The following is a 26932-nucleotide window of genomic DNA, read 5'->3' as shown; positions in this document are numbered from 1 at the left end:
CCGCGGGGCGGATCAGGGCGGGGAGAAGAGCGCGGGGAAGCGGGGCGCGAGCCAGGGCTTGCGGCCCCATGTGAGGACGCGGCCCCTGGCGACGGCGCTCCACGGTCCGAGGCGGCCCAGCGCCATGAGGAGGAAGGCCACGGGCTCGGTGAGGATGGTGCAGTCCGGGCGGCTCGGCGGGCGCGGTGTGACGGTCACCGCGCCGTCGGTGAAGGTGGCGCCGAAGCGGACGCCACCCCTCAGGTGGATGGCGTAGCGGGCGGTGAGCCCGGTGGCGGCGGTGGTGTCGAGCACCCGTGGCATGGCCGTGGTGAGGAAGGGCAGGGTCAGCTCGACCCGGGCCCGGGTGAGCATATGGGGGCTGCCCAGCGCGCGGGCGAGGTCATAGCCGTGGCCGAGCATATGGGTCAGCAGATACGACCCCAGTACCTCCAGACTCATCGGGCCCATCGGCGTGACCAGTTCGCCGTGTGACACATGTGACGTGTGTGACGTGTGTGACGTGTGTGGCGTATTTGACGTGGATCGGGCCGCGGCCCGGAGGAAGGCGTCGGCCTGCTCCACGATCATGGTGGCCAGTGGCTCGGCCCTGCGCTCGGCGAACGCGGCGAGCGCGCGCTGGTTCGCCTCCGCCAGCCCCTGCGGTGTGCCGTCCCCGTAGCCGCGTTCCTTCCCTTCCGCGAGGTGTGCCATCAGCTCATTGGCCTGCGCCAGATGCGCCGCCGCCTCCCCGACCGTCCATCGCGACCCGGGTACCGGAGCCCCGGTGTCGGACGCGTCGCGCAGCGTGGCGGCGATGTCGGCCGCGGTGGCGCGAATCGCCTCGTCCAGCCCCGTGGGCCACGTGCCGCCGTCGCTCTGCCCGTTCACCGATTTCACGTGCCCTCCCCGCACCTGGCCGGGAAGATTCCCGGGGCACGTACGCTGCCACGTGTCCCACGGTCGCCGATATCGCATCGCGGGTTACGGTGTCAGTACGATCCTGCCGAACACCTCGCCGGTGTCCATCTTCCGGTGCGCCAATACGGCTTGCTCCAACGGCAGCAGCTCGTGCACCACCGTACGCAGTTCGCCGCGGCTCGCGGCGGCGAACTGCTCGGTCCGCACGGCACGTCGATCGGGCTCGGCCACGGTGGCGGCGCTGAAGGCGGCGATCGACATCGACTTCTGGAACGCCGCCATCATCGTCATACCGAAGTCCTCCGGTGGCATCCCTCCGACCACGCCGACGACCACCATGCGACCGTTCGGATTGAGCTTGGCGAAGAAGGACGGCATGTCCGCACCGGCGATGACGTCGATGATGACGTCGTAGCCGGAGGGAGCGTCGTCGCCGCCCTCGCCGGAGCGATCCAGCACATGGGTGGCGCCGAGCTCGCGCAGCCGATCGCCACGCTCGGCCGACGAGGTCGTGACCGCCACCGCCCCGGCCCCGCCACGCGCCGCGAGCTGGACCGTCATGATGCCGAGGCTGCCGGCCGCGCCCCGCACCAGCACCGACTCGCCGGGAGCGAAGTGGGCATGGGAGAGGCCGAAGTGGGCCACGATTCCGGAGCTCCCCAGCGTCACCGCGTCGACAGCGGAGAGGCCCGCGGGGAGGGGGAGGATCTCCTCGACCGCGGCGATCGCCTGTTCGGCATAGCCACCGTTTACGCCGGTGAACGCCCACACGCGCTGGCCGACCCATGACGTATCGACGCCGTCGCCGACCGCGGTCACGGTGCCCGCCACCTCGCTGCCGGGGATATGGCCTTCCTTGAAGCCGTAGCCGGCGAGGGTCCCGCGGCGGATCACGGCGTCGGAGCCACCGACACCGATCGCCTCATTGGCGATCAGCACCTGTCCGGCGGCGGGGGTCGGAACGGGGAGGTCGATCACTGCCAGACCTTCGGGAGGTCCGAACGCCTGGATCGCGACTGCCTTCAAGGCCGTCTCCTTGCTCTGGGATGGATGTGATCGGTGAGATCGACGTGATCGATCGGAACCGGCCCGAGGGACGCTAACGGACGCCCCCGTCCACTTTGGCTAAAGTGAGAGCGGTGACCGACCGTTTGCCTCACACCCTGCGCTCCGACGCCTCGGACAACCGGGAGCGCATCCTCGACGCGGCCCGCGCGCTGTTCGCCACCGAAGGGCTGAAGGTGCCGATGCGGGAGATCGCCCGGCACGCCGGGGTCGGCCCCGCCACGCTGTACCGCCGTTTCCCGACCAAGCAGATGCTGGCCACCGAGGCCTTCACGGACGAGATGCGCGCATGCCGCGCCATCGTCGACAAGGGGCGTGCCGAGCCGGATCCGTGGCGCGGCTTCTGCCTCGTGATCGAGAAGACCTGCGAGCTGCACGCCCGCAGCCGGGGCTTCACCGAAGCCTTCATGTCGACCTTCCCCGATGCGATGGACTTCGTCGCGGAGCGCGAATACGCGCTGAGGTCGATCGCCGAACTGGCCCATCGTGCCAAGGACGCCGGCCATCTGCGCCCCGACTTCGTCCTGGACGACCTGGTCCTGATGCTCATGGCGAACAGGGGCATCCACACCACATCGAAGGCCGCCCGGATCGCGGCGTCCCGGCGCTTCGCCGCGCTCGTGATCCAGGCCTTCCAAGCCTCGCCGCAGCACTCACCGCTACCGCCGGTGGCACGCTTGGCACCCGCGGCACCCGCGGCACCAGGCAAGATCACATGAAGACGCGACTCAGCCGCCGGAAGACCGAGGAACCTGGAGGGTCGGGCATGGGCCTGTGGGATAGGGCGCTGGACGCCGCGGGGGTCGGCGATCCCAATCTGCGCGAGGACTACACACGGCAGCGCTACCGGCGCAGCGCCTACCTCGCGGTGCGCCTGCTGCTGCCTCCGCCGTTGCTCCCGCATGTGATCGCGGCGACCGCCTTCATGCATCGCACCGACACCCTCCTCGACAGCGGCCCCGTCGCGGAGCGCGCCGGGGCCTGCGGGGAGTGGGTGAAGGAGGTACGTGACGGCCTGGCCGGTGGCGAAAGCGACCATGCCGCCGTACGGCCGCTGCTGCACACCGTCTCGGCGCACCCCGGGATGCGCTGCCGCGTCGAGGACTTCCTCGACGCGGCCGCCATGGAGCTGGAGTTCACCGGATTCGCCACCGAAGCGGACTACCAGCGCTATGTCGACGCCTATGCGCTCCCGGCGTTCATGCTGATCGCGGGCCTGATCGCCGGGGAGCATCCGGCAACGGGCTACCGCGAGGCGTGCCGTACGTACATCGATGGCAGCCAGCGCCTCGACTTCGTCAACGACCTGGCCGAAGATCTCGCCGACGGCCGCCTGAATCTGGTGCGGGAGACGCTCGACGCTCACGGTGTCACCCGCACCGACCTGGAGAACGCCCGTGACACCCCCGCGGTCCGGAGCCTTCTGACGCATCTGCTCGGCGAGGCCCGCGAGTCCCTGGCCACCAGCCGAAACCTGGTCGGCCTCGCACCGCCCGAGGGCCGCCCGCTCTTCCGCGCCATGATCGAGATCGAGCTCCTCACGACCACGGCAGCCGCCACCAAGGGCCCCGGCCTCCTCCGCGCCCCCGCCCGTCCGCCCCTACCGGCCACCGCGCGGGCACTGCTCCGGGAGCGCCGCCGCGCGCGTCACCCGCGCTGAACACCACACCTGGTCGCCTCAGGAAGCGCCCGCCTCGCTGGGCCCGCCCGCGTCGGATGCCGCATCCGTGGTGACAGCGGAATAGAAGACGGACCGCTTCTGCTTGGTGCGGTGTGCTTGCCCCTTGGCGACAAGCGATTCGAGGGTACCGCGCACGACCGTGGGCTTGATCTCGCGCTTCGGAAAGGCCTGGCTCAGCTCTGCGGTCACCTCGGCCGCGGAGCGGGGCTCACCGTGCTGGGCGAGGTCATCACGCACCAGCTCCCGAAGCGTGGGCACCCCCGTTTCCCGCACCCGCTGACGACTGGAACGGCTCCCGCCCGACTCCGCCCCCTTCCGCTTGCCACCGGCCGCGTCGGCCTTCTTCCTCGCCTTGCGCGTGGCGGACGCCGTCGCGACCTCTCGCTTCGCGGACGAACCAGCCCCGGAGCCACTGACGCCACCGTTCTCCGCCGCGCCACCGGCGGCATCGCCACCAAGGGTCTGCCGCATGCTGACCAGCAGCGCCCGGTTGTCTTCCAGCGTCGCCAACTGGCCTTGCAGCGCCGCGATTTCGGAGCTGAGACGCTCGTGCTCGGCGGAGTTGCGTTCCAGATCGGCCGCGACCTTAGCCGCGTACTGGGACTTCAGGCTGGCGCTTTCGGCAGGAGTGTCCATTACGAGCTCCCTCATCTGGGCACGTTGCACTTTGGTGCTGGATGGTACATCCGGGTGAATGCCACTGCCTCTGAGCTGTTGAGCGCCGACGTACCCAACCTGGAGTCCCCAGCGGCGAGATGATGACTCCGTCCGTGGCACACGGCGTGTGCCGCATGGGGCAGACTGCGTGCGGCATCATGATCACTCGCCGTTCCCGCACCGGCTCGGAGATCGGCGCGCCGACCGGCCAAGTACGTGACAAGTACGTGGACAAGTACGTGAAAGGAACCATGGATGACCTTGGACGCACGACCGATACCCACCGGCGCGGACTCCACGGCAGGCGCGGTGGCGGATGACCTCCCGGCCACGATGCGCGCCGCGCGGTTCGACACGGCGGCGGGCACGTTGACGGTCGAGGACGTGTCCGTGCCCCGGCCCGGAGCGGGCGAGGTCGTGGTCAAGGTGGCAGCGTGTGGCATCTGCCAGTCGGACCTGAGCCAGCTCGACGGCCATATCCCGCCCCGGCTGCCGGTGGTCACCCCCGGGCACGAGGCGTCGGGCGTGGTGGCGGCGGTCGGCGACGGCGCCGGGCACTGGAAGGCGGGGGACCGGGTGGTCCTGGGCGCTGGGAAGGCGTGCGGAACGTGCCCGGCCTGCCGGTTCGGCGGTGGCACGAACACCTGTGAGGAGCTCCAGGTGATGGCCTTCCACTACGACGGGGCCTGGGCCGAGTACGTCCTGACCGACGCCACCACGCTCATCGCCGTGCCCGAGTCCGTACCCCTGGAACACGCCGCCGTGCTCGCCGACGCCGTCTCCACCCCGTACGGCGCCATCGACACCGCCCAGCTGCGGTCCGCCGAATCCGTGGGCATCTGGGGGCTGGGAGGTCTGGGCACCCACCTCGTGCAGCTCACCCGCATCTGCGGAGCCTCCCCGATCGTCGCCCTCGACCCCCTCCCCGCCGCCCGCGAGCGCGCCCTGGCCCTGGGCGCCGACTTCGCGCTCGACCCGACGGACGGTGACACCAAGGCCAGGCTGAAGGAGATCACGGGCGGCAAGGGACTGGACGTCGCCTTCGACTGCGTCGGCCGTACGCCCTCCTTCACCCAGGCGGAGCGTGCCCTCGGCCACCGCGGCCGGCTGGTGCTCGTCGGCATATCGCCCGACCCTCTGGCCGTGGGCCCGGAGCTCCACTTCGTGCGCAACCGCCACACCGTGATCGGACACACCGGGTATCGCATGGAGCATCTGGAGGACCTGGTCGAGTTGACCGCCCGGGGCCGTCTGGACATCTCCGGGTCGGTCAGCGCGATCCTGCCCCTGGAGGAAGTGAACGAGGGCATCCGGCGGTTGCGTGAGCGGGAGGGCAACCCGATTCGCATCCTGCTGCGGCCCTGAGCGCGAACGCTGGTCAACGACCGGGTGCTGCGGGCTCCGCGGTGGCCGAAGGCCGCGGACCCGGCTCAGGCCCCGGCCGCCCGGACGGTCTGGTCGACCCGTTCGCGTACCCAGGCCAGGAAGGCCCGCACCTCGGCGGCGGGCAGTGGGATCGCGGAGGAGCGGGGGCGCTCGAAGCTGCCCACCGCGGCCTCGATGAGCGGCCGGAACCCCTCCTCGGCCAGGGCGACCTCCCGCGCCGCCACGCGCTTGGCGAGCCAGCGGCCCGTACGGCAGAACACCACCGAGCGGCAGCCGTTCAGCACACGGTTGTCCGCGAGGTGACCTTCGCCGTCGCTGTGCTCACGGACGGAGGCCCGGATCGCATGGAGCAGATCCGGGCGGTCCGGTGCGGCGATCACCTCCCGGGCCGGGCGGCCGAAGAGCGTCAGCCCGGTCCGATGGGCGACGGAGCGGTCGATGACGTACCAGAACGCCGGGGACCGCGCCGGGTCGACGTCGGCCCGGTCCGGCAGCAGCGGGCCGGTGTTGAGGTCCATGAGGTACCCGGCCGCACCGGAGGGTTGGCTGACGAAGTCCGTTCCGTAGACCACCAGTTCCAGCCCCGCCGCCGGGCAGGGCAGATGTGGGTGGGCGAGGGCCCCGGCCAGGTCGTGCGGGGCCGATCCGGGCAGCGACGGCTCCACGACGACCGTCACATCGACGTCGCTGCGCCCATGCCGGTAGTCCCCGAGCGCGAGGGAACCGACCGCGAGGACACTCACCAGATGGCGCCCGCACACCGTGCGGGTGCGCCGGACGAGTTCTTCCAGATAGGGCCGCAGTTCGGTGGGGACGGACCGCGGATCCTCGAGCGAGTGGGCCACGTGTCCAGTATCCCTGGTGTGAGGTGTGCGCACGCCGTGGCTCAGCCCGCCGTGTCCGGGAGCGGCGAAGAGGTGCCGGCGAAGGTCGCCAGATCCAGTCCGGCGTCGTCGAGCACCGTGGCGGCCACACCGCGGGCGATCTGAGCGAGCCCCAGGAGCAGGTGGTCGCAGTCGATGTGTGCCGAACCCGCCGTCTCGGCCCGCTCCTCCGCGATCGCGATGGCCTTGCGGGAGTAGGGGGTCCAGGCGATGCGTTCCGCTGCCTGCGACGCTCCCATGCTGAGTCGGCTCCCGACGGCCTTGTGCACGTCTTCGGGTGATACACCGGCGGCACGCAGGAGCCGTGCGGCGTTGTTGTCCTCCGCGGTCAGCCCCCAGAGCAGGTGTTCGGTGCCGATGTAGTTGTTGCGGTGCTGTACCGCCGCCCGCTTGATGTGCGTCATGGCCTGGCGTAGATCCTCGGACATGGTCTCGGGGCCGTAGCGCTTGTGTGGGGCGTGAAAGCGCTGCTGCACCGCTTGCCGGGTCACACCGAGCGCCGCCCCGATGTCCGTCCAGGAAGAGCCGTGCATCCGGCAGTGCTCGACATAGTCCTCCACCAAGTCATCGGCCAGGGCCTGGAGTTGACCCGCCAGGTTCGCCGCCGTCGACAGCAGCGCGAGCCAGTCGGGCTGCTCCTGTCCACCGGGGCGGTGTGCGGCATCGCAGGTCCTGTCCACTTCCGCGATGAGGTCGTCCAGATCAGGAAGAGGCATGAGGCAAGTACGCCTTGACAAAGTGAAATTGTCAAGGCGTACTTGCGTCGGTCTCCCACGCGTACACGGCGGTGACGGCCTCGACGAAGGCGCTGTGACGTTCCTCGATCAGGCTCGCCATCCACGACTCGATCGGCTGACCGTCATCGAGGACACGTTGCACATTGATGAAGGTGACCGACAGCTCACGGGCCGCGTTTCGGACCGCGTCCGGGCCTACCACCTTGACCCGTAACTCGGCCGAGTGGAAACTTTGCTTCGCCGCCTCCGTGGCCGTTGCCTCCGCCGTGGGCAGGACCAGGGCACCCGCGTACGCGTGGATGGCGCCCAGGATCAACTGATAGGCGTCGTGGCGGGCCTGCATGAGCCATCGCTCCGACTCCGCCCGTGCCTGGTCCCTCACCTGCTCGCGCGCTGCCTCCACGGTCTTCTCACCGCCGATACGCGCGGCCCGCGCCGAGAAGCCCCCACCGATGAGGGCTCCGACGAGGGCGGCCACGCTGGCGAAGAACGCCGCGAGTCCTTGGTCCATAAGGTCTCTCCCCCCGCCTCACCGGCTTACTACTCGGCTCCCCCGGCATAGCCATAATGAAGCCCGCGGCCCGGGACCGGCAGTCCCGCGGGCAACCGGGAACCGGAAAGTTCGGGGCGTACAGCTCCTCAGACCATGGCCGGCAAACCGGGCAACAGCTTCTCGAGTGTGATGGGGAAGTCCCGCACGCGCACTCCGGTGGCGTTGAACACCGCGTTGGCCACCGCCGCACCGGATCCGCAGATGCCCACTTCACCGATGCCCTTCGCGCCGAGGTCATTGGCCTTGTCGTCGTACCCCTCGAGGACGACGGCCTCGATGTCGGGGGGAATGTCGCCGTGGACCGGCACCAGATACCCCGCGAAGTCCCGGTTGACGAAGGCACCGGATCGCGGGTCGACGACCGCCTCTTCCTCAAGGGCCGCGCCGACTCCCCAGATCATGCCGCCGATCAGCTGCGAGCGGGCCGTCTTCGGGTTGAACACACGGCCCACCGAGAACACGCTGAGCATCCGCCGCAGCCGGATCTCGGCGGTGTCCGCGTCGACGCCCACTTCGGCGAAATGGGCCCCGTAGGTGTTGATCGAGTAGTCCGAGTAGTTCGGATCGTCGCCCATGAATCGGGTCTGGCCCTCCGCCTCCAGACCGTCGGGATGGTGGCGCGCGACGATCTCGCGCAGTGCCTCGGACGCGCCGCCGATGGCCACGTCGCCGTCGGAGAACACCGCCGCCGAGGGGTCCTGGCCGTGCAGCGGGGAGCGTGTGTCGCCGCAGGCCGCGTCCAGCAGCTTCGAGCGCAGCGCCGCGCACGCCCGGTACACCGCCGTGGACGAATTGGTCGCGCCCCATGAGCCGCCGGACCCCCAGCTGGAGGGATGGTCCGAACGCCCGAGGTCGATCCGCACCCGTTCCAGCGGGAGGCCGAGTCCCTCGGCGCCGACCTGGGTGAGGATGGTGTACGTGCCCGTGCCGATGTCGGTCATGTCCGTCTGGATCACGGCGGTGCCGTCCGGCTCCAACCGCACCCGCACCGTCGTCGGCCCCTGGAAGTGGCCCCGGATGGCGGCCGACATGCCGTAGCCGATCAGCCACCGTCCCTCGCGCACACTCGCGGGCGTGGCCGGGCGGTTCTCCCAGCCGAACCGGCGCGCGCCTTCGCGCAGGCACTCCACCAGGTGCCGGTCGCTGTACGGCACGTTCCGCTCGGGATCCACGGTGGGCTCGTTGCGGATCCGCAGCTCTACGGGGTCCATCCCGAGCGCCTGGGCCAGCTCGTCCATCGCCGACTCGACCGAGAGCATGCCCGGTGCCTCGCCCGGCGCGCGTACGTCCGTCCCGCGCGGCAGGTCGAGCGCCGTCAGCCGGTGGCTGGTCAGCCGGTGGGGCGCGGCGTAGAGGCTGCGGACGGTGGCGGCGGTCTGTTCGGCGTACTCGACGTCGGGGTTGGTGTGCATGGTGACGTCGTGGGCGATCGCGGCCAGCCGTCCGTCGTGCCCCGCGCCCAGCCGGACCCGCTGGTCGGACGTGGGGCGCATGCCCACGAGCTGGAAGACCTGCTGGCGGGTCATCGTGACCTTGACCGGCCGGCCCAGTGTGCGGGCGGCGAGCGCCGCCAGGATCGTCTCGGAGTGGATGCCCAGCTTGGAGCCGAAGCCACCGCCGACGAAGGGGGTGACGATGTGCACCCGCTCCGGGTCCATCATCAGTGTGCTCGCGACCGAGTCCCGCGCCGCGTCGGTGATCTGGCAGCTGACGTAGACGACCAGATCCTCGCCGCGCGGTGCCACCATGGACGCGTTCGGTTCGATCGGCATCGAGAACTCGTACGGGGTCGTGTACCGCTGGTCGACCTTGACCTCCGCGGCGGCGAACCCGGCGTCGAAATCGCCGACCGCGGTGTCGGTGGGGAGACCGGCGTTGACCGTCTTGGGGATGTAGGTGTCGTCCTCGAACTCGCCGAAGTCGAACCGGCCCCGCCCGGCGCGGTATTCGACCTCGACCAGGTCGGCCGCGTCCCGCGCCTGCTCGAAGGTCTCGGCGACGACCAATGCCACCGGCTCGCCGTAGAAGTGGATGTCCGGTCCGGTCAACATCGGCTGGGCGCGCCAGTATTCGAAGGGAATGGACTCGTCGCGGGGGCCTTGCGCCGGGGCGTTGAGGTGGGTCATCACCAGCTGGACACCGGGCGCGCCTTCCGCGTCCTCGGTGTCGATGCGGGTGATGCGGCCCTTGCCGATCGTCGCGCCGACGATGAAGCCGTAGAGGGGCTGACCGGCCTCCCAGTGCTCGTAGGCGTAGGTGGCCCGGCCGGTGGCCTTCAGCGGGCCGTCGACGCGGTTCACAGCTTGCCCGATCATCTCGCCTCCTCAGCTCGCCCCGGCCGCTTGCGTCAGCGTGCGGCACAGTGTGCGCTTGGCCAGCTCGATCTTGAAGTCGTTGTCACCCCGCCCGACCGCGCCCCGCAGCGCCGCCTCGGCGGCGGCGCGATAGGTGTCCATCCTGGCCGGACGGTCGGTCAGCGCGTCCTCCGCCTCGACGGACCGCCATGGCTTGTGCGCCACACCGCCGAACGCCACCCGCGCCTCTCGGATCGTTCCCTGGTCGACCGAGACGACGGCCGCCACCGAGACCAGCGCGAACTCGTACGACGCCCGGTCGCGCACCTTGCGGTAGACCTGCCCGCCCGGCAGGGGCGGGGGCAGCAGAACGGCTGTGATCATCTCGTCGTCACCCAGCACGTTCTCGATATGCGGCGTATCGCCCGGCAGCCGGTAGAAGTCCGTGATGGCGACGCGCCGTACCGACCCATCGGCCCGGAGCAGCTCGATCTCCGCGTCGAGCGCGGTCATCGCGACGGCCATGTCCGAGGGGTGGGTGGCGATACAGGACTCGCTCGCGCCGAGGATGGCGTGGATCCGGTTGAACCCTCCGATCGCCGCGCACCCCGATCCGGGGCTGCGCTTGTTGCAGTCGGCGGCCGTGTCGTAGAAGTAGGGGCAGCGTGTGCGCTGCACCAGATTTCCCCCGGTGGACGCCTTGTTGCGCAGCTGCCCCGAGGCGCCCGACACCAGCGCCTCCGACAGCACCGGATAGCGGGCGCGCACGCGGGGATCGGCCGCCACATCGGAGTTCCGCGCCTGGGCGCCGATGCGCAGTCCACCGTCCGGCAGCTCCTCGATGTCCCGCAGCGGAAGCCGGCTGATGTCCACCAGATGGCTGGGGTATTCGATGTCGAGCTTCATCAGGTCGAGCAGATTGGTGCCGCCGCTGATGAACTTCGCGCCCGGCTGGGCGGCCGCGGCGACGGCGGCCCGCGTGTCCGTCGCCCGCTCATAGGTGAAGGACCTCATGTGGCGCCTCCCTCCGCGCTGCCGCGGATGGCCGCGACGATGTTCGGATAGGCGGCGCACCGGCAGATGTTGCCGCTCATCCGCTCGCGGATCTCGTCATCGGTCAACGCGACCCGGGGCGAGGACACATCGGTGGTGACATGGCTGGGCCAGCCCGCCTCCACCTCGGCGAGCATGCCGACGGCCGAACAGATCTGGCCGGGGGTGCAGTAGCCACACTGGAAGCCGTCGCACTCGACGAAGGCCCGTTGCATGGGGTGCAGATGGTCGGGGTCGCCCAAGCCTTCGATCGTCACGATCTCGTCGTCCTCGTGCATCACGGCGAGTGTCAGGCAGGAGAGGACGCGCCGACCGTTGATCAGCACCGTACAGGCGCCGCACTGCCCGTGATCACACCCCTTCTTGGTCCCGCTCAGGCGCAGATGTTCCCGCACCGCGTCGAGCAGCGAGGTCCGCGGATCCACCTCGAGCTGCCGCACCTGATCGTTGATGTTCAGCTTGATCGCCGAGGGTGGGGCCATCTCGCCCTGGACCCGCCTCATGGCGTGCGTATCCGAAGCGCTCATCACGGCCCGCCTTCCTCACTAGGTGCAGGTGTCACCCCGGATGTGCGGCGCGACTGCCGGGCACGCTCCCTGCCCCCAGGCTCTCGCAAGAAGGCGGACGTCGCACCGCGAGAGGTCGGTGACGATGTGTCGTTGGCCGATGACTGACCGTGCGTCGGCGTCATCGTGTCCGCGGCCGTCCGCGTCCCGGCGACCGCAGGTGTAACGGTGGCGCCCCTCGGGCACCCGCGCCCCGATAAGGATCACGCCTGTCAAGAGAGCGGGCCCGGTCCGGACACCTGGCCGGGACCGCGGAACGGAAGGCCATGAGCAGCGGTTTCATGGGTCCGGGGGACTTCGGTCCAGACCCGTTCGAGGAATTCATGGCACGGTTCCTCGGCGGCGGACCGCGCCCCGGCCTCCGCCACATCGACATCGGCCGCCTGATGAGCGACCCCGCCCGGCAACTCGTCGCCGACGCGGCCACCTACGCCGCCGAGCACGGCAGTGCCGATCTGGACACCAAGCATCTGCTGCGTGCGGCGCTGGCCACCGAGCCGACCCGGGGGCTGCTGGCGGGGGCGGGCGCCGACACCGACGCGCTGGCCGCGGAGATCGACCGGATGAGCGGCGAGGGTCCGCGGCGCACCCAGCTGTCCGTCACCCCCGCGGTCAAGCGCGCCCTGCTGGACGCACACGAACTGGCCCGTACGAATGGAGCCTCCTACATCGGCCCCGAGCACGTGCTCGGGGCGCTGGCCGCCAACCACGACTCCACGGCCGGCCGCATCCTCAACTCCCTGCCCTCCGACCCCGCGGCGGGCCGGGGCGGACCGCGGAGCGCACCGGGCCAGCCGCCGGTGAGCGGGGCGGCCGGGCAGCGGTCCGGCCGACCGCGGAACACGCCCACCCTCGACAAGTTCAGCCGCGATCTGACCGACCTCGCCCACGCGGGGCGGATCGACCCGGTCATCGGCCGCGCGGGGGAGATCGAGCAGACCGTCGAGGTGCTGTCCCGCCGGGGCAAGAACAACCCCGTACTGATCGGCGACGCCGGTGTCGGCAAGACCGCCATCGTGGAAGGGCTCGCCCAGCGTGTGGCCGAGGGAGGCGTCCCCGACATCCTCCTGGGCCGCCGGGTGGTCGCCCTGGACATGTCCGCGGTCGTCGCCGGCACCCGCTACCGAGGTGACTTCGAGGAGCGGCTGAGCGGCATCATCGACGAGATCCGCACCCACTCCGAGGAGCTGATCGTCTTCATCGACGAGTTGCACACCGTGGTCGGCGCGGGCGCGAGCGGCGCCGAGGGCGGATCCATGGACGCGGGCAACATGCTCAAGCCCGCCCTGGCACGTGGCGAACTCCATGTCATCGGCGCCACCACGCTGGAGGAGTACCGCCGCCACATCGAGAAGGACGCGGCGCTGGCCCGGCGCTTCCAGCCCGTCCTGGTCCCGGAGCCCTCCGCCACCGACGCCGTGGAGATCCTGCGCGGTCTGCGCGACCGCTACGAGGCCCACCACCAGGTCCGCTTCACCGATGAGGCGCTGCTCGCCGCCGTCGAGCTGTCCGACCGCTACCTCACCGACCGGTTCCTGCCCGACAAGGCCATCGACCTGGTGGACCAGGCCGGTGCCCGGGTGCGACTGCGCTCGCGCACCAAGGGCACCGACACCCGCACCCTGGAGCGCGAGGTCGAGCAGCTGACCCGGGACAAGGACCAGGCGGTGGCCGCGGAGGAGTACGAGCGGGCCACCGAACTGCGCGACCGCATAAGCGAGTTGAACCGCCGCATCGAGACCGACGGCGGCACCGAGCCCGACGACGGGCAGGGCCTGGAGGTCACCGCCGAGGACATCGCCGAGGTGGTCTCCCGCCAGACCGGGATCCCGGTCAGCAGCCTCACCCAGGAGGAGAAGCAGCGCCTGCTCGGCCTGGAGGAACACCTGTCCGAGCGGGTGATCGGGCAGGACGAGGCCGTGGGCGCCGTCGCCGAGGCGGTGCTGCGCTCCCGCGCCGGTCTCGCCGACCCCGGCCGCCCCGTCGGCAGTTTCCTCTTCCTCGGCCCGACCGGCGTCGGCAAGACCGAACTCGCACGGGCGCTGGCCGAGGCGCTGTTCGGCAGCGAGGACCTGATGGTCCGGCTGGACATGAGCGAGTACCAGGAGCGGCACACCGTCAGCCGGCTGGTCGGCGCCCCGCCCGGATACGTCGGCCACGAGGAGGCCGGACAGCTCACCGAGGCGGTGCGCCGCCGCCCCTACGCGCTGCTGCTGTTCGACGAGATCGAGAAGGCGCATCCGGACGTGTTCAACACACTGCTCCAGGTGCTCGACGACGGCCGGCTCACCGACGCCCACGGCCGTACGGTCGACTTCCGCAACACGGTCGTCGTGATGACCAGCAACCTCGGCTCCGAGGCCATCGGCGGGCGCGGCGCCCTCGGCTTCGGGACCGCCGACGCCGAGACGGACGAGCAGGCCCGGCGCGAGCGCGTCCTGCGACCGCTGCGCGAGCACTTCCGCCCCGAGTTCCTGAACCGCGTCGACGAGATCGTGGTCTTCCGGCAGCTCACGGACGAGCATCTGCGCCAGATCACCGATCTGCTGCTGGAGGAGACCCGCCGTCGGCTGCACGCCCAGGACGTCACCGTGGAGTTCGCCCCGGAGGCCGTCGACTGGATCGCGCGGCGCGGTCACGAACCCGCGTACGGCGCCCGGCCGCTGCGCCGCACCATCCAGCGGGAGGTGGACAACCGTCTGTCGCGACTGCTGCTGGACGGCGAGATCTCGTCCGGCGACCGGGCCCGGGTGGAGGTCGCGGACGGACAGCTGGCGTTCCACACCGACACCGCCTCGAACGCCGGGCAACCATGACGCTCACGGTGTGCCGCGGACGCCGGGCCGTGCCCGGCCGCCCTTCCGCCGTATGGTGGGAAGAGTCCACCGGGGACGGCGCCTCGAGCGGGGTGGCGGACCGGGGGAGCCGGCGCGCCGCGGGCGGAAAGGAGCGCATCGGACATGGACCAGCAGAACCCGCACCCTGACCGCACTCCCGGGCCTCCCGGATCTCCCGGATCTCCCGGATCTCCCGGACTTCGGCCGAGCGTGGGCGTGCCCCCGGGCGAGACCCCGCCGGCCGAGGGCGGCCTGTCGGAAGCGGGCCCCCGCGAGACGTACAACCCCACGAAGGGCTGGTCGAAGGGGCCCACGATCGTCATTTGGCTCTTTGTGGCGCTGTTCGTGACCTTCTGCATCGCGTTCGCGGTCGCCGTGCTGGGGTGAAGCGACCGGCGGCCCGCGTCGCGGCATGCCACGGCCCCCGAGGGCGAGGCTCTCGGGGGCCGTCGGAGATCTTTCCGGTCTTTCCGTCAGCGGATCAGCTTTCCGTCAGCGGATCAGCTGCCGAAGCGGGCCTTCAGGAGCTGCTTGCCCAGCTCGGCTCCCTTGCGGCTGTCCGCCTGGGCCTTGCGGAACAGTTCCGCGACCTCGGTGTCGTTCTCCCGTTCCGCGTCCTGGATGTAGGTCTCCATACGCAGCGCGTTGCTCAGGCATGCCTCGACGTACCAGACGAGGTTGTAGTCCCTGTCCTTCGTGCCGGTGGCCTCGCCGGTCTCGGCGGTGTGGGTCATGGTGTCTCTCTCCTTTCCACTGACTGGGGCCGAGTGCCCCTGACGGCCCGGGTGATGCATGGACCGGCCGCACTCGCGCCGCTGATCGCCGGCGATGTTCGCCTTTCGGAGTGGCTGGGAACACGGGGGTGGACGCGAAGGAGGTCACGCTGATGCACGACGACCACGAAGCGGCCGGAAACGGCGGCCGTGAGGCCCGGTCCGGCCGTGTGGAGAGCCGCGAGGAGCGGGCCGACCGGAAGTGGGCCGAGTTGCTCCAGGAGGTGAGGGTGACGCAGACGGGCGTGCAGATTCTGTTCGCGTTCCTGCTCACGGTGGCCTTCACGCCGCGCTTCAGCGAACTGGACCAGGCGGACCGGGCCATCTACGTCGTGACCGTCCTTCTGGGGGCGGCGGCCACCGGCGCGTTGATCGCACCCGTCTCCTTGCACCGGATCGTCACCGGCCGCCGGCTGAAGCCGGAAACGGTGGACTGGGCCTCCCGCTTCACCCTGGCCGGGCTGGTGCTGCTGCTGTGCACGGTGGCGTCGGCGCTGCTGCTGATCCTGCGTGTCGTCGTGGCCGATCCCACCGCGTTCTGGCTGGCGGCCGCGGCCCTGCTCTGGTTCGTGATCTGCTGGTTCGCACCCGCGGCGTGGCTTTTCCACCGCTCGCGCAAGGAGCGCTGAGCAACGGTTTTCTCCGCAGGTGGAAGGGGACTCGTCCGCCATGGATCATACGCAGGCTCCGATTCTGGAGGCCCTGGCCCGCTACCACGAGCGTGGGGCCCTCCCGTTCACTCCGCCCGGGCACAAGCAGGGCAGGGGTGCCGACCCGGAGGTGGTCAAGGTGCTGGGGGACGAGGTGTTCCGCACTGACCTCCTCGCCTTCGGCGGCCTCGACGACCGGCTGGGGTCGGGCCGTGTGCTGGAGCGCGCGGAGGAGCTGATGGCGGACGCGGTGCACGCCGAGCACACCTTCTTCTCGACCTGCGGCAGCTCGCTCTCGGTCAAGGCGGCGATGCTGGCGGTGGCCGGCCCGCACGAGACCCTGCTGGTGGGCCGGGACGCGCATAAATCGGTGGTCTCCGGCCTGATCATCTCCGGTGTCCGGCCGATCTGGGTGGAACCCGAATGGGACGGTGGCCGGCATATCGCGCATCCGCCGTCGGCCGCGTCGTTCGAGCGGGCATTCGATGACCACCCGGAGGTCAGGGGAGCCCTGGTGACCAGCCCCACTCCGTACGGATCCTGCGCCGACCTGGCGGGGATCGCCGAGGTCTGCCATCGGCGTGGCCGTCCGCTGATCGTCGACGAGGCGTGGGGAGCGCATCTGCCGTTCTGCTCCGAGCTGCCGAGCTGGGCCATGGACGCGGGTGCCGACGTCTGCGTGACCAGCATCCACAAGATGGGCAGCGGCCTGGAGCAGGGCTCGGTGTTCCATCTCCGTGGCGACCTGATCGAGCCGGCCGTCCTGAAGTCCTGCGCAGGTCTGCTCGGCACCACGAGTCCGTCCGTGCTCCTCTACGCGGGAATGGACGGATGGCGTCGGCAGATGGCGCTGCACGGCGAGCGACTGCTCGGCGCGGCCCTGCGCCGGGCGCATGCGGTGCGCGACGAGATCGCGGCCATCGACGGACTGCACGTGGACGGGCCCGCGGACTACGTGGGTCCCGGTCTGGCCAGTGACTTCGATCCGTTTCCGGTCGTCATCGACCTGACCGGCCTCGGGGTCAGTGGCTATCGCGCTGCCGACTGGCTCCGGGAACGTCACGACGTCAACGCCCATCTGGCCGACCACCGGCGGATCAGCACCCAGCTCACCCACGCCGACGACCCCTCGACGACCGGAGCGCTGCTGACGGCGCTGCGCGAGCTGGCCGGCCACGCGGAGGATCTGCGGTCCGCCCCCGAGGTGGCAGTGCCGACGCCGGACGAGTTGCGGATGGAACAGTCCTGTCTGCCGCGGGACGCCTACTTCGGCGCCACGGAGGATCTGCCCGTGGCCCGTGCGGTGGGCCGGGTGGCGGCCGAGATGATCACGCCTTACCCGCCGGGCATACCGGCCGTGCTGCCCGGCGAGGTGCTGAAGCGGCCGGTCCTGGACTATCTGCGGTCCGGGCTGAAGGCCGGGATGAACCTCCCCGACGCGGCCGACCCCGGGCTGGACACCATTCGCGTCCTGGTCAAGGGGCCCGGAGCCGACTGACACGAGCTGGGCGCGAAGCCGAAGCCGAAGGTCACCACGACAGAGGCGGACGGAGCAGAAGGAACGGTGAGCGACACCCACCCCGCGACGACGACCCGGCCGCTGCCCTTGCCCACGGCGCGGGGAGAGGTGTCCGGCGCGCTCGTCGACGCCCTCGTACGCGAGCCCGGCGGGGCGACGCTGCCCGGCGGCCGGTCGCTCCGTACGGCCGACCCGTACGGCGACGATCTCCAGCTCGCGCTCTATGTGTGCTACGAACTCCACTACCAGGGCTTCTCCGGTGTTGACGACGCATGGGAGTGGGATCCCGAGCTGCTCCGGACGCGGCAGACGCTGGAGCGGCGTTTCCTGGCCGCGCTGCGCTCCGACGCCACCACGCACGACGACCCGGATGCCGCCGTGTCCGGGCTGCTGGTGGAGCCCGCCGACGGGACGGGCGTGTCGCACTTCCTCCGGGACGAGGGCGAGCTGTGGCAACTGCGTGAGTACATCGCGCAGCGGTCGCTCTACCAGCTCAAGGAGGCCGACCCGCATGTGTGGGTCCTGCCACGGCTGCGGGGCCGGGCCAAGGCGGCGATGGCGGCCGTGGAGTACGACGAGTTCGGGGCCGGGCACGGGGACCGGGTGCACGCGGAGCTGTTCGCCGCTCTGATGGCCGACCTGGGTCTGGACCCGACGTACAACCACTACCTGGACGCCACGTCGGCGCGGATGCTGGCGGTGGTCAACATGATGTCGCTGCTGGGACTGCACAGGGCGCTGCGCGGTGCCCTGGTGGGCCACTTCGCCACCGTCGAGATCACCTCCTCGCCCGCCTCCGACCGGCTGGCCCGGGCCCTGCGACGGCTGGGCGCGGGCGAGGCGGCGGTGTTCTTCTACACCGAACACGTGGAGGCCGACGCCGTACACGAGCAGGTCGTACGCCATGAGGTGATCGACGACCTCCTGAAGCGCGAACCCGGGCTCGCCGCGGACGTGGCGTTCGGCGTCGATGCCACCGTCTTCCTGGAAGACCGCTTCGCCGATGAGGTCCTGGACGCCTGGCGGAAGGGCCGCTCCTCACTCCGTGTCCCGCTGTGACCCCGGCTGCCCCACCTTCTCGGACTCCGGCTCGGGTGCCACCGCCCGGGAGGCGCGGCCCGGCAGGGCGAGCAGTGCCACGGCCGCGCCGGTCAGGGCGGCCGCGACGCCGACGCTCATCGTGACGGACTGGGCGTGGGTGAAGGCCGAGCGGGCCGCCTCGGCCAGTGCCTCGCCGTCCGCGCGGCCCCGGGCGTGCGACAGGGTGGCGCCGAGCGAGGACATCGCGTCCTCGGGCAGACCGTCCGGCAGCTCGCCCCGGTAGACGGTGGCGAGCAGGCCGCCCAGCCCGGCCACGCCCAGGGCGATGCCGAGTTGCTGGTGGGTGTCGTTGAGCGCGGAGCCCATACCGGCCCGCTCGGGCGGCACCGCCCCCAGCACCGTGCTGGTCGCAGAGGGGCCAGCGATACCGGATCCGAGGCCCGCCAGCCCCAGCCCGATGGACACCACCCCAAAGCCGCCGCTCTCGGAGAGCGAGGCCAGCACCGCGAATCCGGCCGCGGTGACGGTGAATCCGGCGACGATGCAGGTCCGTGCACCGAATCCGGCCGGCGCCCGGCCGCCCACCGCCGAGCCCGCGACGACCCCCGCGGCGAGCGGCACCGCGGCGAGCCCGGTCTCGAACGCGCTGTAGCCGAGGACGAGTTGCAGATACTGGCTCAGCACGAAGAGGGTGCTGCCCGTGGAGATCGTCATCACCGCCACCGCGAAACCCGCCCCGGAGAACCGCCGGTCGCGGTAGAGCCGCAGATCGACCATCGGGGTCGCGGAGCGGCGCTGCCGTACGCCGAAGCCGACCAGCGCCGCCACCGCCACCGCCGCCCCGGCCACCACCGCGGGCGCGGTGTACCCGTGCGCCGGGGCCCCGATCAGGGCCCACACCAGGCCGGTCATGCCCGCGGTGACCAGGACGGTGCCGTACGGATCCAGCCCCCGGCCGTCGGGCGCCCGGGTCTCCGGCACCAGCCGTACGACCCCGAACAGGGCCACCGCCACCACGGGAACGTTGATCAGGAAGACCCCCGCCCAGCTCCACGCGTCCACCAGGGCGCCACCGAGCAGGGGCCCCGCCGCCATGCCGACGGAGGCGACGGCGCTCCACACCGCGAAGGCGCGCGGGCGCTCCCGCTCGGGGAAGACCGCGACGAGCACCGCGAGCGTCGCGGGCATCACCAGCGCCGCGCCCACCCCCATGAGCGCCCGCGCCGCGATCAGCCACCACACCGACGGGGCCGCCGCGGCCAGCGCCGACGCCGTCCCGAAGACCAGCAGCCCCACGACGAGGGCGCGCCTCCTGCCGTAGCGGTCGGAGAGCACCCCCGCGGTGATGAGGAGCCCGGCGAAGACCACGACATAGGCGTCGATCACCGCCTGGAGCTGGTCCGTCGAGGCGTCGAAGGCATCGCCGACGGCGGGCACCGCGACATGCAGGACGGTGTTGTCGATGACGATCACGAGCAGGGCGGCACACAGGGCCACCAGGATCGCCCACCGGCGCGGATGGCTTTCCTCGTCGCTCATGACTCTCCCTCGTTCTCCTACACTGTTGGATTCCACCCAGCACTGTATGAGCGGTGGAGCGGTGACCGCAAAGGGGTAGGCTGCGGGCTCGTGAGCGCGAAGCCGGACGAGAACCCGGACGGGAACAAGGAAACGGACGCGGACCAGGGGAAGAAGGTGCTGGACGGCGCACCGGGAGCGGTGTGGTTCCGCACCGGGAAGACCTCCCGCCCACGGCCTCAGCTGTCACATGAGCGAATCATCGCCACCGCCGTCGAACTGCTGGACCGCGACGGTGTGCGGAAGCTGAGCATGCGCCGGCTCGCCGAGCGGCTCGGCGCCCACGCGACCAGCCTCTACTGGCACGTGGCCACCAAGGACGACGTCCTGGACCTCGCTCTCGACGCGGTCTTCGCCGAACTCGACCTCCCCGAGCGGCACGGCGCCTCATGGCAGGACGACATCGAGGCGTTCATGACCGGCCTGCGCTCGGTCCTGCTGCGACACCCATGGGCCGGCGCCCTGGCCAACTCCCGCCCCCTCATGGGGCCCAACGCCCTGCGCTGCTCGGAGTTCACCTACACCGCGCTCACCACCGGCGGCTTCGCGGGGATCCACCTGTCGTCCGCCGCGGCCACCATCACCCACTATGTGATCGGCTCCGCCTCCTCCGAAGCGGTGTGGCGGCAGCGCTCCGACGAGGCGGCGACCCGCTCGGCGGTGGACGCCCACATCCGCGACCACATCGACGAATACCCCACCCTCGCCGGACACTTCCCGCTCCTCGAGGAGGACGACTGGGACGCCCACTTCCACCGCGGTATGCGCCTGCTACTGGCCGGTCTGGCGTCCCCCGAGGCCCAGGGGCGGTCATGACCGCCTCGGCTACGACGCTGGTCGAGGCGGCCCGGCGCCTCGCCCACGAGGTGCTGGCGCCCGGCGCCGAGACCGCCGACCGCGAGGGGGTCTCCCCGGCCGCGATCGGCGAGGTCAAGAGGTCCGGGGTGCTCGGGGTGAGTGGCCCGGCGGCGTACGGCGGGGCGCAGGCGCCGGACGCGGTGGCCCGCGAGATCGCCGAAATCCTCGCCGGGGCGTGCTGCTCCACCTACTTCGTCCAGGCCCAGCACCACAGCCCGGTCAGGATGCTCGCCGCCGCCGACTCCCCGGCGCGCGAACGGCTGCTGCGGCCGCTGTGCGACGGCACGCTGCTGTCCGGTATCGCCTTCTCCCATCTGCGGGCCTTCCCCCGCACACCGGTGCGGGTCGCCCGGGTCCCGGGCGGCAGGCGCTTCGACGGCCGGGTGCCGTGGTACACCGGCTGGGGGCTGAACGATGTGATGCTGCTCGCGGGTGTCACCGACGACGGCGAGGCGCTGTTCGCCTTCGCGGACGCCCGTGAGCGGCCCGGTCTGCGGCCCACACCGCGGCTCGAACTCGCCGCGCTGACCGGCACCCGTACGGTCGGCCTGGAGCTGGACGGCCTGGTGGTGCCCGAGGAGGCGGTGGTCTGGAGCCGCCCCTACGCGGAGTGGGCGGTCGCGGACCGGCCGAAGAACACCAACCCCAACCCGGCCGTCTTCGGCGTGGCCGGCGCCGCCCTGGACCTGCTGGAGGCCGCCGGGGACGCGGAGGCGAAGGAGACGGCGCAGGTGCTGGGCGAGCGGCTGCGCGAGGTGCGCCGGGAGGCGTACGCGCTGGTGGACGAGGTTCCCCCGGGCGAACGCCTGGCGGACCGGCTCGCGGTGAAGACCCGGGCCTACGACATGCTGCGCGCCGCCACCACCGCGGCGATCGTGGCGGGCGGCGGCCGGGCCTTCGGCCTCGGCAGCCCCGCCCAGCGGCTGGCCCGGGAGGGCCTGTTCCTGGTGGTGCAGGGCCAGACCGCGGATGTCCGCAGCGCCCACTTGCGGGCGCTGCGCGGCTGACCCGCCCGCCCGCTCCGGGCCCGGAGCGGCGGCCGGGCCCGGGCGGCGCTCCACCCGGGCACGGCCGCCGTGTCTCACGCCGCGAGTTCCTTGCGGATGCGGTTCAGCATGAAGGCGGAGGACTCCCGCGCCCGTTCCTCCCAGGCGAAGACGCAGGACGTGGCGACACCGTCGAAGTTCAGCTCGCGGAGGGTGCCGAAGAAGGTGTCCCAGTCGACCTCGCCCTGGCCGATGTCCAGGTGCTGGTGGATACGGGCCGGGGTGCCGGGCGGGTTGAGGATGTAACGCAGCCCGGAGGAGCCCTTGTGGTTGAAGGAGTCCGCGATGTGCACATGCTGGAGCTTGTCGCCCGCGTAAGCCATCATCGCCGCGATGTCCGCCGTCGGCTCGGCGCCGGAGAGGTGGAAGGTGTGCGGAGCGCAGTAGAGGTAGTTCACCCACGGCTTGTTGATGGCGCGGACCAGGTCGACCGCGGGGGTGTTCTCCTCGCAGAAGTCGTCCGGGTGGGCCTCGAGGTTGAGGGCGATGCCCTCGCGTTCGAAGAGCGGCAGCAGTTCCTCCAGCGAGCGCCAGAAGGCGGCCTCGCTTTCGGCGGCGCGCTCGGGGCGGCCGTTGAACTCCGAGTTCATCAGCGGGCATTCGAGGTCGGCGGTGATCTCGATCATGCGCTTCCAGTAGCGGACGGCGGTCTGCCGCTCGGTCTCGTCGGGCGAGGACCACTTGTACAGCGGCAGCACGGAGGAGAGCTGGACACCGTGCGTGCGCAGGGCCCGCTTCAGCTCCGCGACGCGCTCGACATCCGCCCGCGGGTGGAGGAAGAACGGCATGAAGTCGTCGCGCGGGGACAACTCGATGTACTCGTAGCCGAGTTCGGCGACCGTGCGCACCATCTCGTCGAGCGGCAGCGCGCGGAGCATATAGGGGTCGAGTGCGATTTTCACGAGGTGGCTCCGTAGAACGTGGGTCGGGGCTTCATGTCGACGGTGATGACCTGGCCGCCCGACTCCAGGGACTGGACGGCGGCGTCGGTGATGACGGTTGGACGGCCGTGTCCTGGGCCGCCATCGCGGAGACGTAGGAGTCCGGCACGGTCGGGCCTCCGCGTGGGTCGGACCCCAGGAGGTGACGAGGACGGCGTCCACGCCGGGGGAGTGGATCAGGTTGCCGCCGTGGGCAGCGCGGTGGCGCCGATAGGGGAGACCACCTCGGTGGCGCGGGCCTGGCCGATGTTCGCGTCGTCCCTGACGTCCATGGCCGTCCCCCTACCGGTCGAGAGCCGGGCGTCGGGTTCCGGTGAGGCCGCAGCCGGCCAGGTGCTCACGGGTGCTGACGGCGATGGGCAGCGGCACATCGGGCGCGCACGGATACAGATCCTGCTCGACGATGACGAACAACTCGGCGTCGAGGGCGGCGAGTTCACCCACCACATCGGCCGGGTTCGGCACCCCTGCGGGCGGGGAGACGCACACGCCCCGCTTCACGGCCTCACCGAAGGAGAGGTTCTCGGCGGCCACTTGGGCGAGCACGGCGGGATCCATCTGCTTGATGTGGACGTAGCCGACGCGCTCGCCGAAGCGGCGGGTCAGATCGAGGTTGTCACCGCCGCCGTAGGCCACGTGTCCGGTGTCCAGGCAGAGGTTGGTGTAGCGGCCGTCGGACTCGTTCAGCAGCCGTTCGATCTCCGGCTGGGTCTGGATGTGGCTGTCGGCGTGCGGGTGGATCACCAGACGTATGTCGTACTCGTCCAGCAGGAGCCTGCCCGGCCGGTCGGCCGACCGGCCGAAGCCCGCCCACTGCTCGGCGGTCAGCTCGGGCGGCTCGGTGTAGTCACCGGTCTTCTCGTCCCGGAACATGGGCGGGATCAGGACCAGGTGGTGCGCCCCCGCGGCGGCGGTCAGCTCGGCCACTCCACGCACATGGGCGACCACCTCGTCCCAGGCGCCGGGGCGGTGCAGCGCTCCGAACGCGGTGCCGCCGGAGACCCGCAGACCGCGCGCGTCGAGCTCGGCCTTCAGCCGCCGCGGGTCGGTGGGCAGGTAGCCGTACGGGCCGAGCTCCAGCCACTGGTAGCCGGCCGCGGCGAGCTCGTCGAGGAAGCGGGTGTACGCCACCTGGTGCTCGTCCTCGGGGAACCAGATGCCCCAGGAGTCGGGGGCGGAGCCCAGGCACAGGTTGCCCGCGGTGGTGCGGAGAGGGGATGGCGCCGTTGCCATGGCGTGGTCCTTCTGCGGAGGGGGAGGACGGAGTCGCGGATCGGGGGGAACGGGGTGGCTAGTGCGCTCTACTAGTGCGCTCTAGTCGAGTACGATGGCCGCTGTCCGAATGTCATGTCAATAGCTTGTTGCCGGGGGATTTCACGACTGCCCGTAAGGTTGGGCCGCGTCGGAGGGTGGTCACAGGTGGAAACATCGGGCAGGCAGCGGCCCACCATGGCGGACGTCGCCGAGAAGGCGGGTGTGTCCCGGGCGCTGGTCTCGATCGTCTTCCGCGATCAGCCGGGGGCGAGCCCGCGGACCCGCGAGCGGGTGCTGCGCGTCGCCGACGAGATCGGCTACCGGCCCGACAGCGCTGCCCGGCTGCTGGCCCGTGGCCGCAGCCGCACGCTCGGCGTGATGTTCACCGTGCGCCAGCCCTTCCACGCCGACCTCGTCGAGGGCATCTACCCCGAGGCCGAGCGGCTCGGCTACGACGTCCTGCTCTCCGCGACCGCCCAGGGGCGTGGCGAGGACAAGGCCGTCGAGGCGCTGCTCGGCCACCGCTGCGAGGCGGTGATCCTGCTCGGCACCGACGCACAGCCCGTGGACCTCGACGCACTGGGACACCGCACGGTCGCCGTCTCCGTCGGCCGCCGGGTGCCCCACGCCCGCGTCGACAGCGTGCACACGGCCGAGGGCAAGGGCGTACGGCAGGCCATGGAGCATCTCGTGGAACTGGGCCACCGCGGGATCGTGCACATCGACGGAGGCCGGGGACCGGGCTCGGCCGAGCGCCGCCGCGCCTACCGGGCCGCGATGCGCCGCCATGGCCTGGAGCGTGAGCTACGGGTGATCCCGGGTGAGCACACCGAGCAGTCGGGCATCGACGCGGGGCGGTTGCTGCTGGCCGAGCGCGACCACGGCCGGCCCCTGCCGACGGCGGTCCTCGCGGGCAACGACCGTTGTGCCATGGGGCTGTTGATGACCCTGGCGCAGGCGGGCGTCGAGGTTCCGCGCGATCTGTCGGTCGTGGGCTACGACGACAGCCACCTCTCCCATCTGATGCCGATCGGCCTGACCACGGTCCGCCAGGACGCGGTGCTCATGGCCGAGTACGCGGTGCGGTTCGCCGTGGAGCGGCTGGAGAACGCGGTCTCGGAGCCGAGGGAGGCGGTGCTGGACCCGAAGCTGACGGTGCGGGGCACCAGCGGACCGCCCCCGGGCGGGTGAACGCGCGAGGGGCTGGCCGAAGTCGGTGATCAGCTCGTGGAACAGGTCGTGCACGGCATGGGCGGGCTCCGACAGCGGTTGGTGGTCGGAGGTGCAGAGGGACAGCTTGACCTGGATGGCCGGCTCGACGATCCGCCGTACCTCCAGGTTCCGCACATCGAGGATGGCGCGCGCCGCCGACCAGGGCAGCACCGTCGCCCCGAGTTCCGCGCCCACGGCGCTGACCAGGGTCAGGACCGATTCGAGCTCACCGATCACCCGGGGCTGGAGCGACGCTTGCATGAAGGGCACGGTCAAGGAGACCGTGGGCCCGATGGCCGAACCCGTCCTGATCGGCGGCGAGATCGTCCGCCCGGGAGACGTGGTGCGCGACGAGTGGCGCCGGACGGCGCGGGCAGGTCTACAGCTTCTCGAAGGGATCGTGGTTCGCGAGCAGCTTCTCCACCCGCGCCTGATCGACCCGGCTGACGATCTGCCCGGCCTCCTGCCGGTCCCGGATCACCTTGGCCAGGGTGAAGGCGGAGGTCACCAGGTAGAGCACGGAGATGCCGAGGAAACCGCGCACCCAGGCGTCGGCGCTCAGCTGGAAGATGCCGACGGCGGTGGCGGCCATGGCGACGGCGAAGGAGGCGATCGCCTGACCGTAGAACGCGGCCGTGCTCTGCTGCTTGACCGGAGTCTCACTCATGCGGACAAGGATGGGCGGATGCGGTCGGCTCCGCATCCGTCCGGATACTCAGGTACGTACTCAGACACGGGGTGCCGTCAATGGGGTTGGCGCAGCCCCTCGATGAGGAGGGCGACCAGTCGGCGTGCGTCATAGCCGGGGTCGTGCTCGGCGCCGATGCAGAGGTTCCCGACGCCGCGCATGAGCTCGTACGCCTTCAGGCCGGATCGGATCTCACCGGCGTCGGCCGCGGCGTCGAGCAGCTGGGTGCACACGGGCAGGAGGCGGTCGATGAAGTACGAGTGGAGCGTGTCGAAGCTCGTGTTGTCGGACCGCAGCACGGCGGCGAGGCCGTGCTTGGTGACCAGGAAGTCGACAAAGAGATTGATCCACTGGCCCAGCGCGGCATGCGGGGTCGCGCTGCTCGCCAGCAGGGCCGGACCGGCCTCGGCGCAGGCCTCGACCTGGTGCCGGTAGACGGCGATGATCAGGTCGGCCCGGGTCGGGAAGTGGCGGTAGATCGTGCCCACCCCGACACCGGCCTTGGCCGCGATGTCGCGCACCGGCGCCTCCACGCCCGAGGCGACGAAGACCGAGGCGGCCGCGTCGAGAAGGGTCTCCTGATTGCGCCGGGCGTCCGCCCGCTTGGACCGGGCCGAGGGTCCCGCGCCCTTGTCGCCGTCGTTCACCGCGCCGCTCCCTCCACTGCCGGACCTGTCAAGCGGAACGGCGTTCCGTGCCTTTACCGGAGCCAGGTTCCGTTTGCTTATGATGCCAGAGCGGGGCCCGGCGACCAAACCG

General features: G+C 71.1%; 26 protein-coding genes and 1 pseudogene. 11 read left to right on the top strand and 16 right to left on the bottom strand.

Annotated elements, in window-relative coordinates; translation table 11 throughout:
* Positions 1 to 12: 12 nt before the first annotated feature.
* Both ACJX2R_RS04155 and ACJX2R_RS04150 read right to left on the bottom strand, forming a co-directional pair.
* On the bottom strand, positions 13 to 879 hold the full coding sequence (locus ACJX2R_RS04155; RefSeq protein ID WP_413098813.1) for a maleylpyruvate isomerase family mycothiol-dependent enzyme: 867 nt from the start codon (positions 877 to 879) through the stop codon (positions 13 to 15).
* An 84-nt stretch (positions 880 to 963) separates the two neighbouring features.
* Entirely contained in the window at positions 964 to 1926 is a 963-nt protein-coding gene (locus ACJX2R_RS04150) for a zinc-binding dehydrogenase (RefSeq protein ID WP_413098812.1), read from the bottom strand.
* A gap of 113 nt (positions 1927 to 2039) precedes the next feature.
* On the opposite strand from ACJX2R_RS04150, the gene ACJX2R_RS04145 reads away from it, so the two are divergent.
* Together ACJX2R_RS04145 and ACJX2R_RS04140 are read left to right on the top strand one after the other, a co-directional pair.
* The gene (locus ACJX2R_RS04145; RefSeq protein WP_413098811.1) at positions 2040 to 2684 is read left to right on the top strand and encodes a TetR/AcrR family transcriptional regulator; all 645 of its coding nucleotides are present in this window, start codon (positions 2040 to 2042) and stop codon (positions 2682 to 2684) included.
* A gap of 47 nt (positions 2685 to 2731) precedes the next feature.
* Positions 2732 to 3625: a squalene/phytoene synthase family protein gene (locus ACJX2R_RS04140; RefSeq protein WP_413098810.1), complete on the top strand. Its 894-nt coding sequence runs from the start codon at positions 2732 to 2734 to the stop codon at positions 3623 to 3625.
* An 18-nt stretch (positions 3626 to 3643) separates the two neighbouring features.
* Here ACJX2R_RS04140 and ACJX2R_RS04135 read toward each other — a convergent pair whose 3' ends face one another.
* Positions 3644 to 4282 carry a hypothetical protein gene (locus ACJX2R_RS04135; RefSeq protein ID WP_413098809.1) on the bottom strand — a complete coding sequence of 213 codons (639 nt, stop codon included), beginning with the start codon at positions 4280 to 4282 and terminating at the stop codon, positions 3644 to 3646.
* A gap of 276 nt (positions 4283 to 4558) precedes the next feature.
* Here ACJX2R_RS04135 and ACJX2R_RS04130 point away from each other — a divergent pair, with 276 nt between their 5' ends.
* Positions 4559 to 5668: a zinc-binding dehydrogenase gene (locus tag ACJX2R_RS04130; RefSeq protein WP_413098808.1), complete on the top strand. Its 1110-nt coding sequence runs from the start codon at positions 4559 to 4561 to the stop codon at positions 5666 to 5668.
* Between the two features lie 65 nt (positions 5669 to 5733).
* On the opposite strand, the gene ACJX2R_RS04125 is transcribed toward ACJX2R_RS04130, so the two are convergent.
* From ACJX2R_RS04125 to ACJX2R_RS04100, 6 genes are all read right to left on the bottom strand, one after another.
* On the bottom strand, positions 5734 to 6534 hold the full coding sequence (locus ACJX2R_RS04125) for an aminoglycoside adenylyltransferase domain-containing protein (protein ID WP_413098807.1): 801 nt from the start codon (positions 6532 to 6534) through the stop codon (positions 5734 to 5736).
* A gap of 41 nt (positions 6535 to 6575) precedes the next feature.
* A complete protein-coding gene (locus ACJX2R_RS04120) occupies positions 6576 to 7289 on the bottom strand; it encodes a Clp protease N-terminal domain-containing protein (protein WP_413098806.1) in 714 nt (237 codons plus the stop codon).
* A gap of 31 nt (positions 7290 to 7320) precedes the next feature.
* A complete protein-coding gene (locus ACJX2R_RS04115) occupies positions 7321 to 7821 on the bottom strand; it encodes a hypothetical protein (RefSeq protein ID WP_262698343.1) in 501 nt (166 codons plus the stop codon).
* Positions 7822 to 7949: 128 nt separating this feature from the next.
* A complete protein-coding gene (locus ACJX2R_RS04110) occupies positions 7950 to 10178 on the bottom strand; it encodes a molybdopterin cofactor-binding domain-containing protein (protein WP_413098805.1) in 2229 nt (742 codons plus the stop codon).
* A 9-nt stretch (positions 10179 to 10187) separates the two neighbouring features.
* On the bottom strand, positions 10188 to 11171 hold the full coding sequence (locus ACJX2R_RS04105) for an FAD binding domain-containing protein (protein WP_413098804.1): 984 nt from the start codon (positions 11169 to 11171) through the stop codon (positions 10188 to 10190).
* Positions 11168 to 11737 (bottom strand): 2Fe-2S iron-sulfur cluster-binding protein, encoded by a 570-nt coding sequence (locus ACJX2R_RS04100; RefSeq protein ID WP_413098803.1) that lies wholly within the window; start codon positions 11735 to 11737, stop codon positions 11168 to 11170. The genes ACJX2R_RS04105 and ACJX2R_RS04100 overlap by 4 nt, the downstream gene beginning before the upstream one ends.
* A gap of 305 nt (positions 11738 to 12042) precedes the next feature.
* Here ACJX2R_RS04100 and ACJX2R_RS04095 point away from each other — a divergent pair, with 305 nt between their 5' ends.
* Positions 12043 to 14592: an ATP-dependent Clp protease ATP-binding subunit gene (locus tag ACJX2R_RS04095; protein WP_413098802.1), complete on the top strand. Its 2550-nt coding sequence runs from the start codon at positions 12043 to 12045 to the stop codon at positions 14590 to 14592.
* 144 nt (positions 14593 to 14736) lie between these two features.
* Positions 14737 to 15000 carry a DUF6480 family protein gene (locus tag ACJX2R_RS04090; RefSeq protein ID WP_413098801.1) on the top strand — a complete coding sequence of 88 codons (264 nt, stop codon included), beginning with the start codon at positions 14737 to 14739 and terminating at the stop codon, positions 14998 to 15000.
* Between the two features lie 113 nt (positions 15001 to 15113).
* On the opposite strand, the gene ACJX2R_RS04085 is transcribed toward ACJX2R_RS04090, so the two are convergent.
* Positions 15114 to 15347, bottom strand: coding sequence for a hypothetical protein (locus ACJX2R_RS04085; protein WP_413098800.1), 234 nt, complete (start codon positions 15345 to 15347; stop codon positions 15114 to 15116).
* A 152-nt stretch (positions 15348 to 15499) separates the two neighbouring features.
* Here ACJX2R_RS04085 and ACJX2R_RS04080 point away from each other — a divergent pair, with 152 nt between their 5' ends.
* From ACJX2R_RS04080 to ACJX2R_RS04070, 3 genes are all read left to right on the top strand, one after another.
* Positions 15500 to 16015 (top strand): DUF6328 family protein, encoded by a 516-nt coding sequence (locus tag ACJX2R_RS04080; RefSeq protein ID WP_413098799.1) that lies wholly within the window; start codon positions 15500 to 15502, stop codon positions 16013 to 16015.
* A 40-nt stretch (positions 16016 to 16055) separates the two neighbouring features.
* Positions 16056 to 17534: an aminotransferase class I/II-fold pyridoxal phosphate-dependent enzyme gene (locus tag ACJX2R_RS04075; protein ID WP_413098798.1), complete on the top strand. Its 1479-nt coding sequence runs from the start codon at positions 16056 to 16058 to the stop codon at positions 17532 to 17534.
* Between the two features lie 66 nt (positions 17535 to 17600).
* Positions 17601 to 18614 (top strand): iron-containing redox enzyme family protein, encoded by a 1014-nt coding sequence (locus tag ACJX2R_RS04070; protein ID WP_413098797.1) that lies wholly within the window; start codon positions 17601 to 17603, stop codon positions 18612 to 18614.
* Here ACJX2R_RS04070 and ACJX2R_RS04065 read toward each other — a convergent pair.
* On the bottom strand, positions 18594 to 20135 hold the full coding sequence (locus ACJX2R_RS04065) for an MFS transporter (protein ID WP_413098796.1): 1542 nt from the start codon (positions 20133 to 20135) through the stop codon (positions 18594 to 18596). The two genes, ACJX2R_RS04070 and ACJX2R_RS04065, sit on opposite strands and share 21 nt — an antisense overlap.
* A 90-nt stretch (positions 20136 to 20225) precedes the next feature.
* On the opposite strand from ACJX2R_RS04065, the gene ACJX2R_RS04060 reads away from it, so the two are divergent.
* Positions 20226 to 20990, top strand: a complete 765-nt coding sequence (locus ACJX2R_RS04060; protein ID WP_413098795.1) for a TetR/AcrR family transcriptional regulator C-terminal domain-containing protein — start codon at positions 20226 to 20228, stop codon at positions 20988 to 20990.
* On the top strand, positions 20987 to 22039 hold the full coding sequence (locus ACJX2R_RS04055; protein ID WP_413098794.1) for an acyl-CoA dehydrogenase family protein: 1053 nt from the start codon (positions 20987 to 20989) through the stop codon (positions 22037 to 22039). The genes ACJX2R_RS04060 and ACJX2R_RS04055 overlap by 4 nt, the downstream gene beginning before the upstream one ends.
* Before the next feature lie 74 nt (positions 22040 to 22113).
* Here ACJX2R_RS04055 and ACJX2R_RS04050 read toward each other — a convergent pair whose 3' ends face one another.
* Together ACJX2R_RS04050 and ACJX2R_RS04045 are read right to left on the bottom strand one after the other, a co-directional pair.
* On the bottom strand, positions 22114 to 22980 hold the full coding sequence (locus ACJX2R_RS04050; RefSeq protein WP_413098793.1) for a sugar phosphate isomerase/epimerase family protein: 867 nt from the start codon (positions 22978 to 22980) through the stop codon (positions 22114 to 22116).
* 321 nt (positions 22981 to 23301) lie between these two features.
* Positions 23302 to 24252 (bottom strand): TIM barrel protein, encoded by a 951-nt coding sequence (locus tag ACJX2R_RS04045; RefSeq protein ID WP_413098792.1) that lies wholly within the window; start codon positions 24250 to 24252, stop codon positions 23302 to 23304.
* A 216-nt stretch (positions 24253 to 24468) separates the two neighbouring features.
* Here ACJX2R_RS04045 and ACJX2R_RS04040 point away from each other — a divergent pair, with 216 nt between their 5' ends.
* Positions 24469 to 25464 carry a LacI family DNA-binding transcriptional regulator gene (locus ACJX2R_RS04040; RefSeq protein WP_413105768.1) on the top strand — a complete coding sequence of 332 codons (996 nt, stop codon included), beginning with the start codon at positions 24469 to 24471 and terminating at the stop codon, positions 25462 to 25464.
* A 93-nt stretch (positions 25465 to 25557) separates the two neighbouring features.
* On the opposite strand, the pseudogene ACJX2R_RS04035 reads toward ACJX2R_RS04040, so the two are convergent.
* From ACJX2R_RS04035 to ACJX2R_RS04025, 3 genes and pseudogenes are all read right to left on the bottom strand, one after another.
* Positions 25558 to 25746, bottom strand: a pseudogene (locus ACJX2R_RS04035) (LysR substrate-binding domain-containing protein); the annotation flags it as partial.
* A gap of 118 nt (positions 25747 to 25864) precedes the next feature.
* A complete protein-coding gene (locus ACJX2R_RS04030; protein WP_262698358.1) occupies positions 25865 to 26152 on the bottom strand; it encodes a YiaA/YiaB family inner membrane protein in 288 nt (95 codons plus the stop codon).
* Between the two features lie 77 nt (positions 26153 to 26229).
* Entirely contained in the window at positions 26230 to 26820 is a 591-nt protein-coding gene (locus ACJX2R_RS04025) for a TetR/AcrR family transcriptional regulator (RefSeq protein ID WP_413098791.1), read from the bottom strand.
* Between the last annotated feature and the right edge of the window lie 112 nt (positions 26821 to 26932).

Source organism: Streptomyces sp. Inha503 (assembly GCF_047215865.1).
Classification (GTDB): domain Bacteria; phylum Actinomycetota; class Actinomycetes; order Streptomycetales; family Streptomycetaceae; genus Streptomyces; species Streptomyces lycopersici.
Note: the sequence above shows the minus strand (reverse complement) of the source record. Positions and strands in the feature narration are given on the sequence as shown.

Excerpts from the sequence above, each read along its gene's own strand:
- ACJX2R_RS04105 (WP_413098804.1), bottom strand. The coding sequence starts at position 11,171 with ATGAGGTCCTTCACCTATGAGCGGGCGACGGACACGCGGGCCGCCGTC.
- ACJX2R_RS04030 (WP_262698358.1), bottom strand. The coding sequence starts at position 26,152 with ATGAGTGAGACTCCGGTCAAGCAGCAGAGCACGGCCGCGTTCTACGGT.
- ACJX2R_RS04140 (WP_413098810.1), top strand. The coding sequence starts at position 2,732 with ATGGGCCTGTGGGATAGGGCGCTGGACGCCGCGGGGGTCGGCGATCCC.
- ACJX2R_RS04080 (WP_413098799.1), top strand. The coding sequence starts at position 15,500 with ATGCACGACGACCACGAAGCGGCCGGAAACGGCGGCCGTGAGGCCCGG.
- ACJX2R_RS04065 (WP_413098796.1), bottom strand. The coding sequence starts at position 20,135 with ATGAGCGACGAGGAAAGCCATCCGCGCCGGTGGGCGATCCTGGTGGCC.
- ACJX2R_RS04135 (WP_413098809.1), bottom strand. The coding sequence starts at position 4,282 with ATGGACACTCCTGCCGAAAGCGCCAGCCTGAAGTCCCAGTACGCGGCT.
- ACJX2R_RS04115 (WP_262698343.1), bottom strand. The coding sequence starts at position 7,821 with ATGGACCAAGGACTCGCGGCGTTCTTCGCCAGCGTGGCCGCCCTCGTC.
- ACJX2R_RS04055 (WP_413098794.1), top strand. The coding sequence starts at position 20,987 with ATGACCGCCTCGGCTACGACGCTGGTCGAGGCGGCCCGGCGCCTCGCC.
- ACJX2R_RS04130 (WP_413098808.1), top strand. The coding sequence starts at position 4,559 with ATGACCTTGGACGCACGACCGATACCCACCGGCGCGGACTCCACGGCA.
- ACJX2R_RS04100 (WP_413098803.1), bottom strand. The coding sequence starts at position 11,737 with ATGAGCGCTTCGGATACGCACGCCATGAGGCGGGTCCAGGGCGAGATG.
- ACJX2R_RS04090 (WP_413098801.1), top strand. The coding sequence starts at position 14,737 with ATGGACCAGCAGAACCCGCACCCTGACCGCACTCCCGGGCCTCCCGGA.
- ACJX2R_RS04095 (WP_413098802.1), top strand. The coding sequence starts at position 12,043 with ATGAGCAGCGGTTTCATGGGTCCGGGGGACTTCGGTCCAGACCCGTTC.
- ACJX2R_RS04110 (WP_413098805.1), bottom strand. The coding sequence starts at position 10,178 with ATGATCGGGCAAGCTGTGAACCGCGTCGACGGCCCGCTGAAGGCCACC.
- ACJX2R_RS04045 (WP_413098792.1), bottom strand. The coding sequence starts at position 24,252 with ATGGCAACGGCGCCATCCCCTCTCCGCACCACCGCGGGCAACCTGTGC.
- ACJX2R_RS04085 (WP_413098800.1), bottom strand. The coding sequence starts at position 15,347 with ATGACCCACACCGCCGAGACCGGCGAGGCCACCGGCACGAAGGACAGG.
- ACJX2R_RS04120 (WP_413098806.1), bottom strand. The coding sequence starts at position 7,289 with ATGCCTCTTCCTGATCTGGACGACCTCATCGCGGAAGTGGACAGGACC.
- ACJX2R_RS04075 (WP_413098798.1), top strand. The coding sequence starts at position 16,056 with ATGGATCATACGCAGGCTCCGATTCTGGAGGCCCTGGCCCGCTACCAC.
- ACJX2R_RS04040 (WP_413105768.1), top strand. The coding sequence starts at position 24,469 with ATGGCGGACGTCGCCGAGAAGGCGGGTGTGTCCCGGGCGCTGGTCTCG.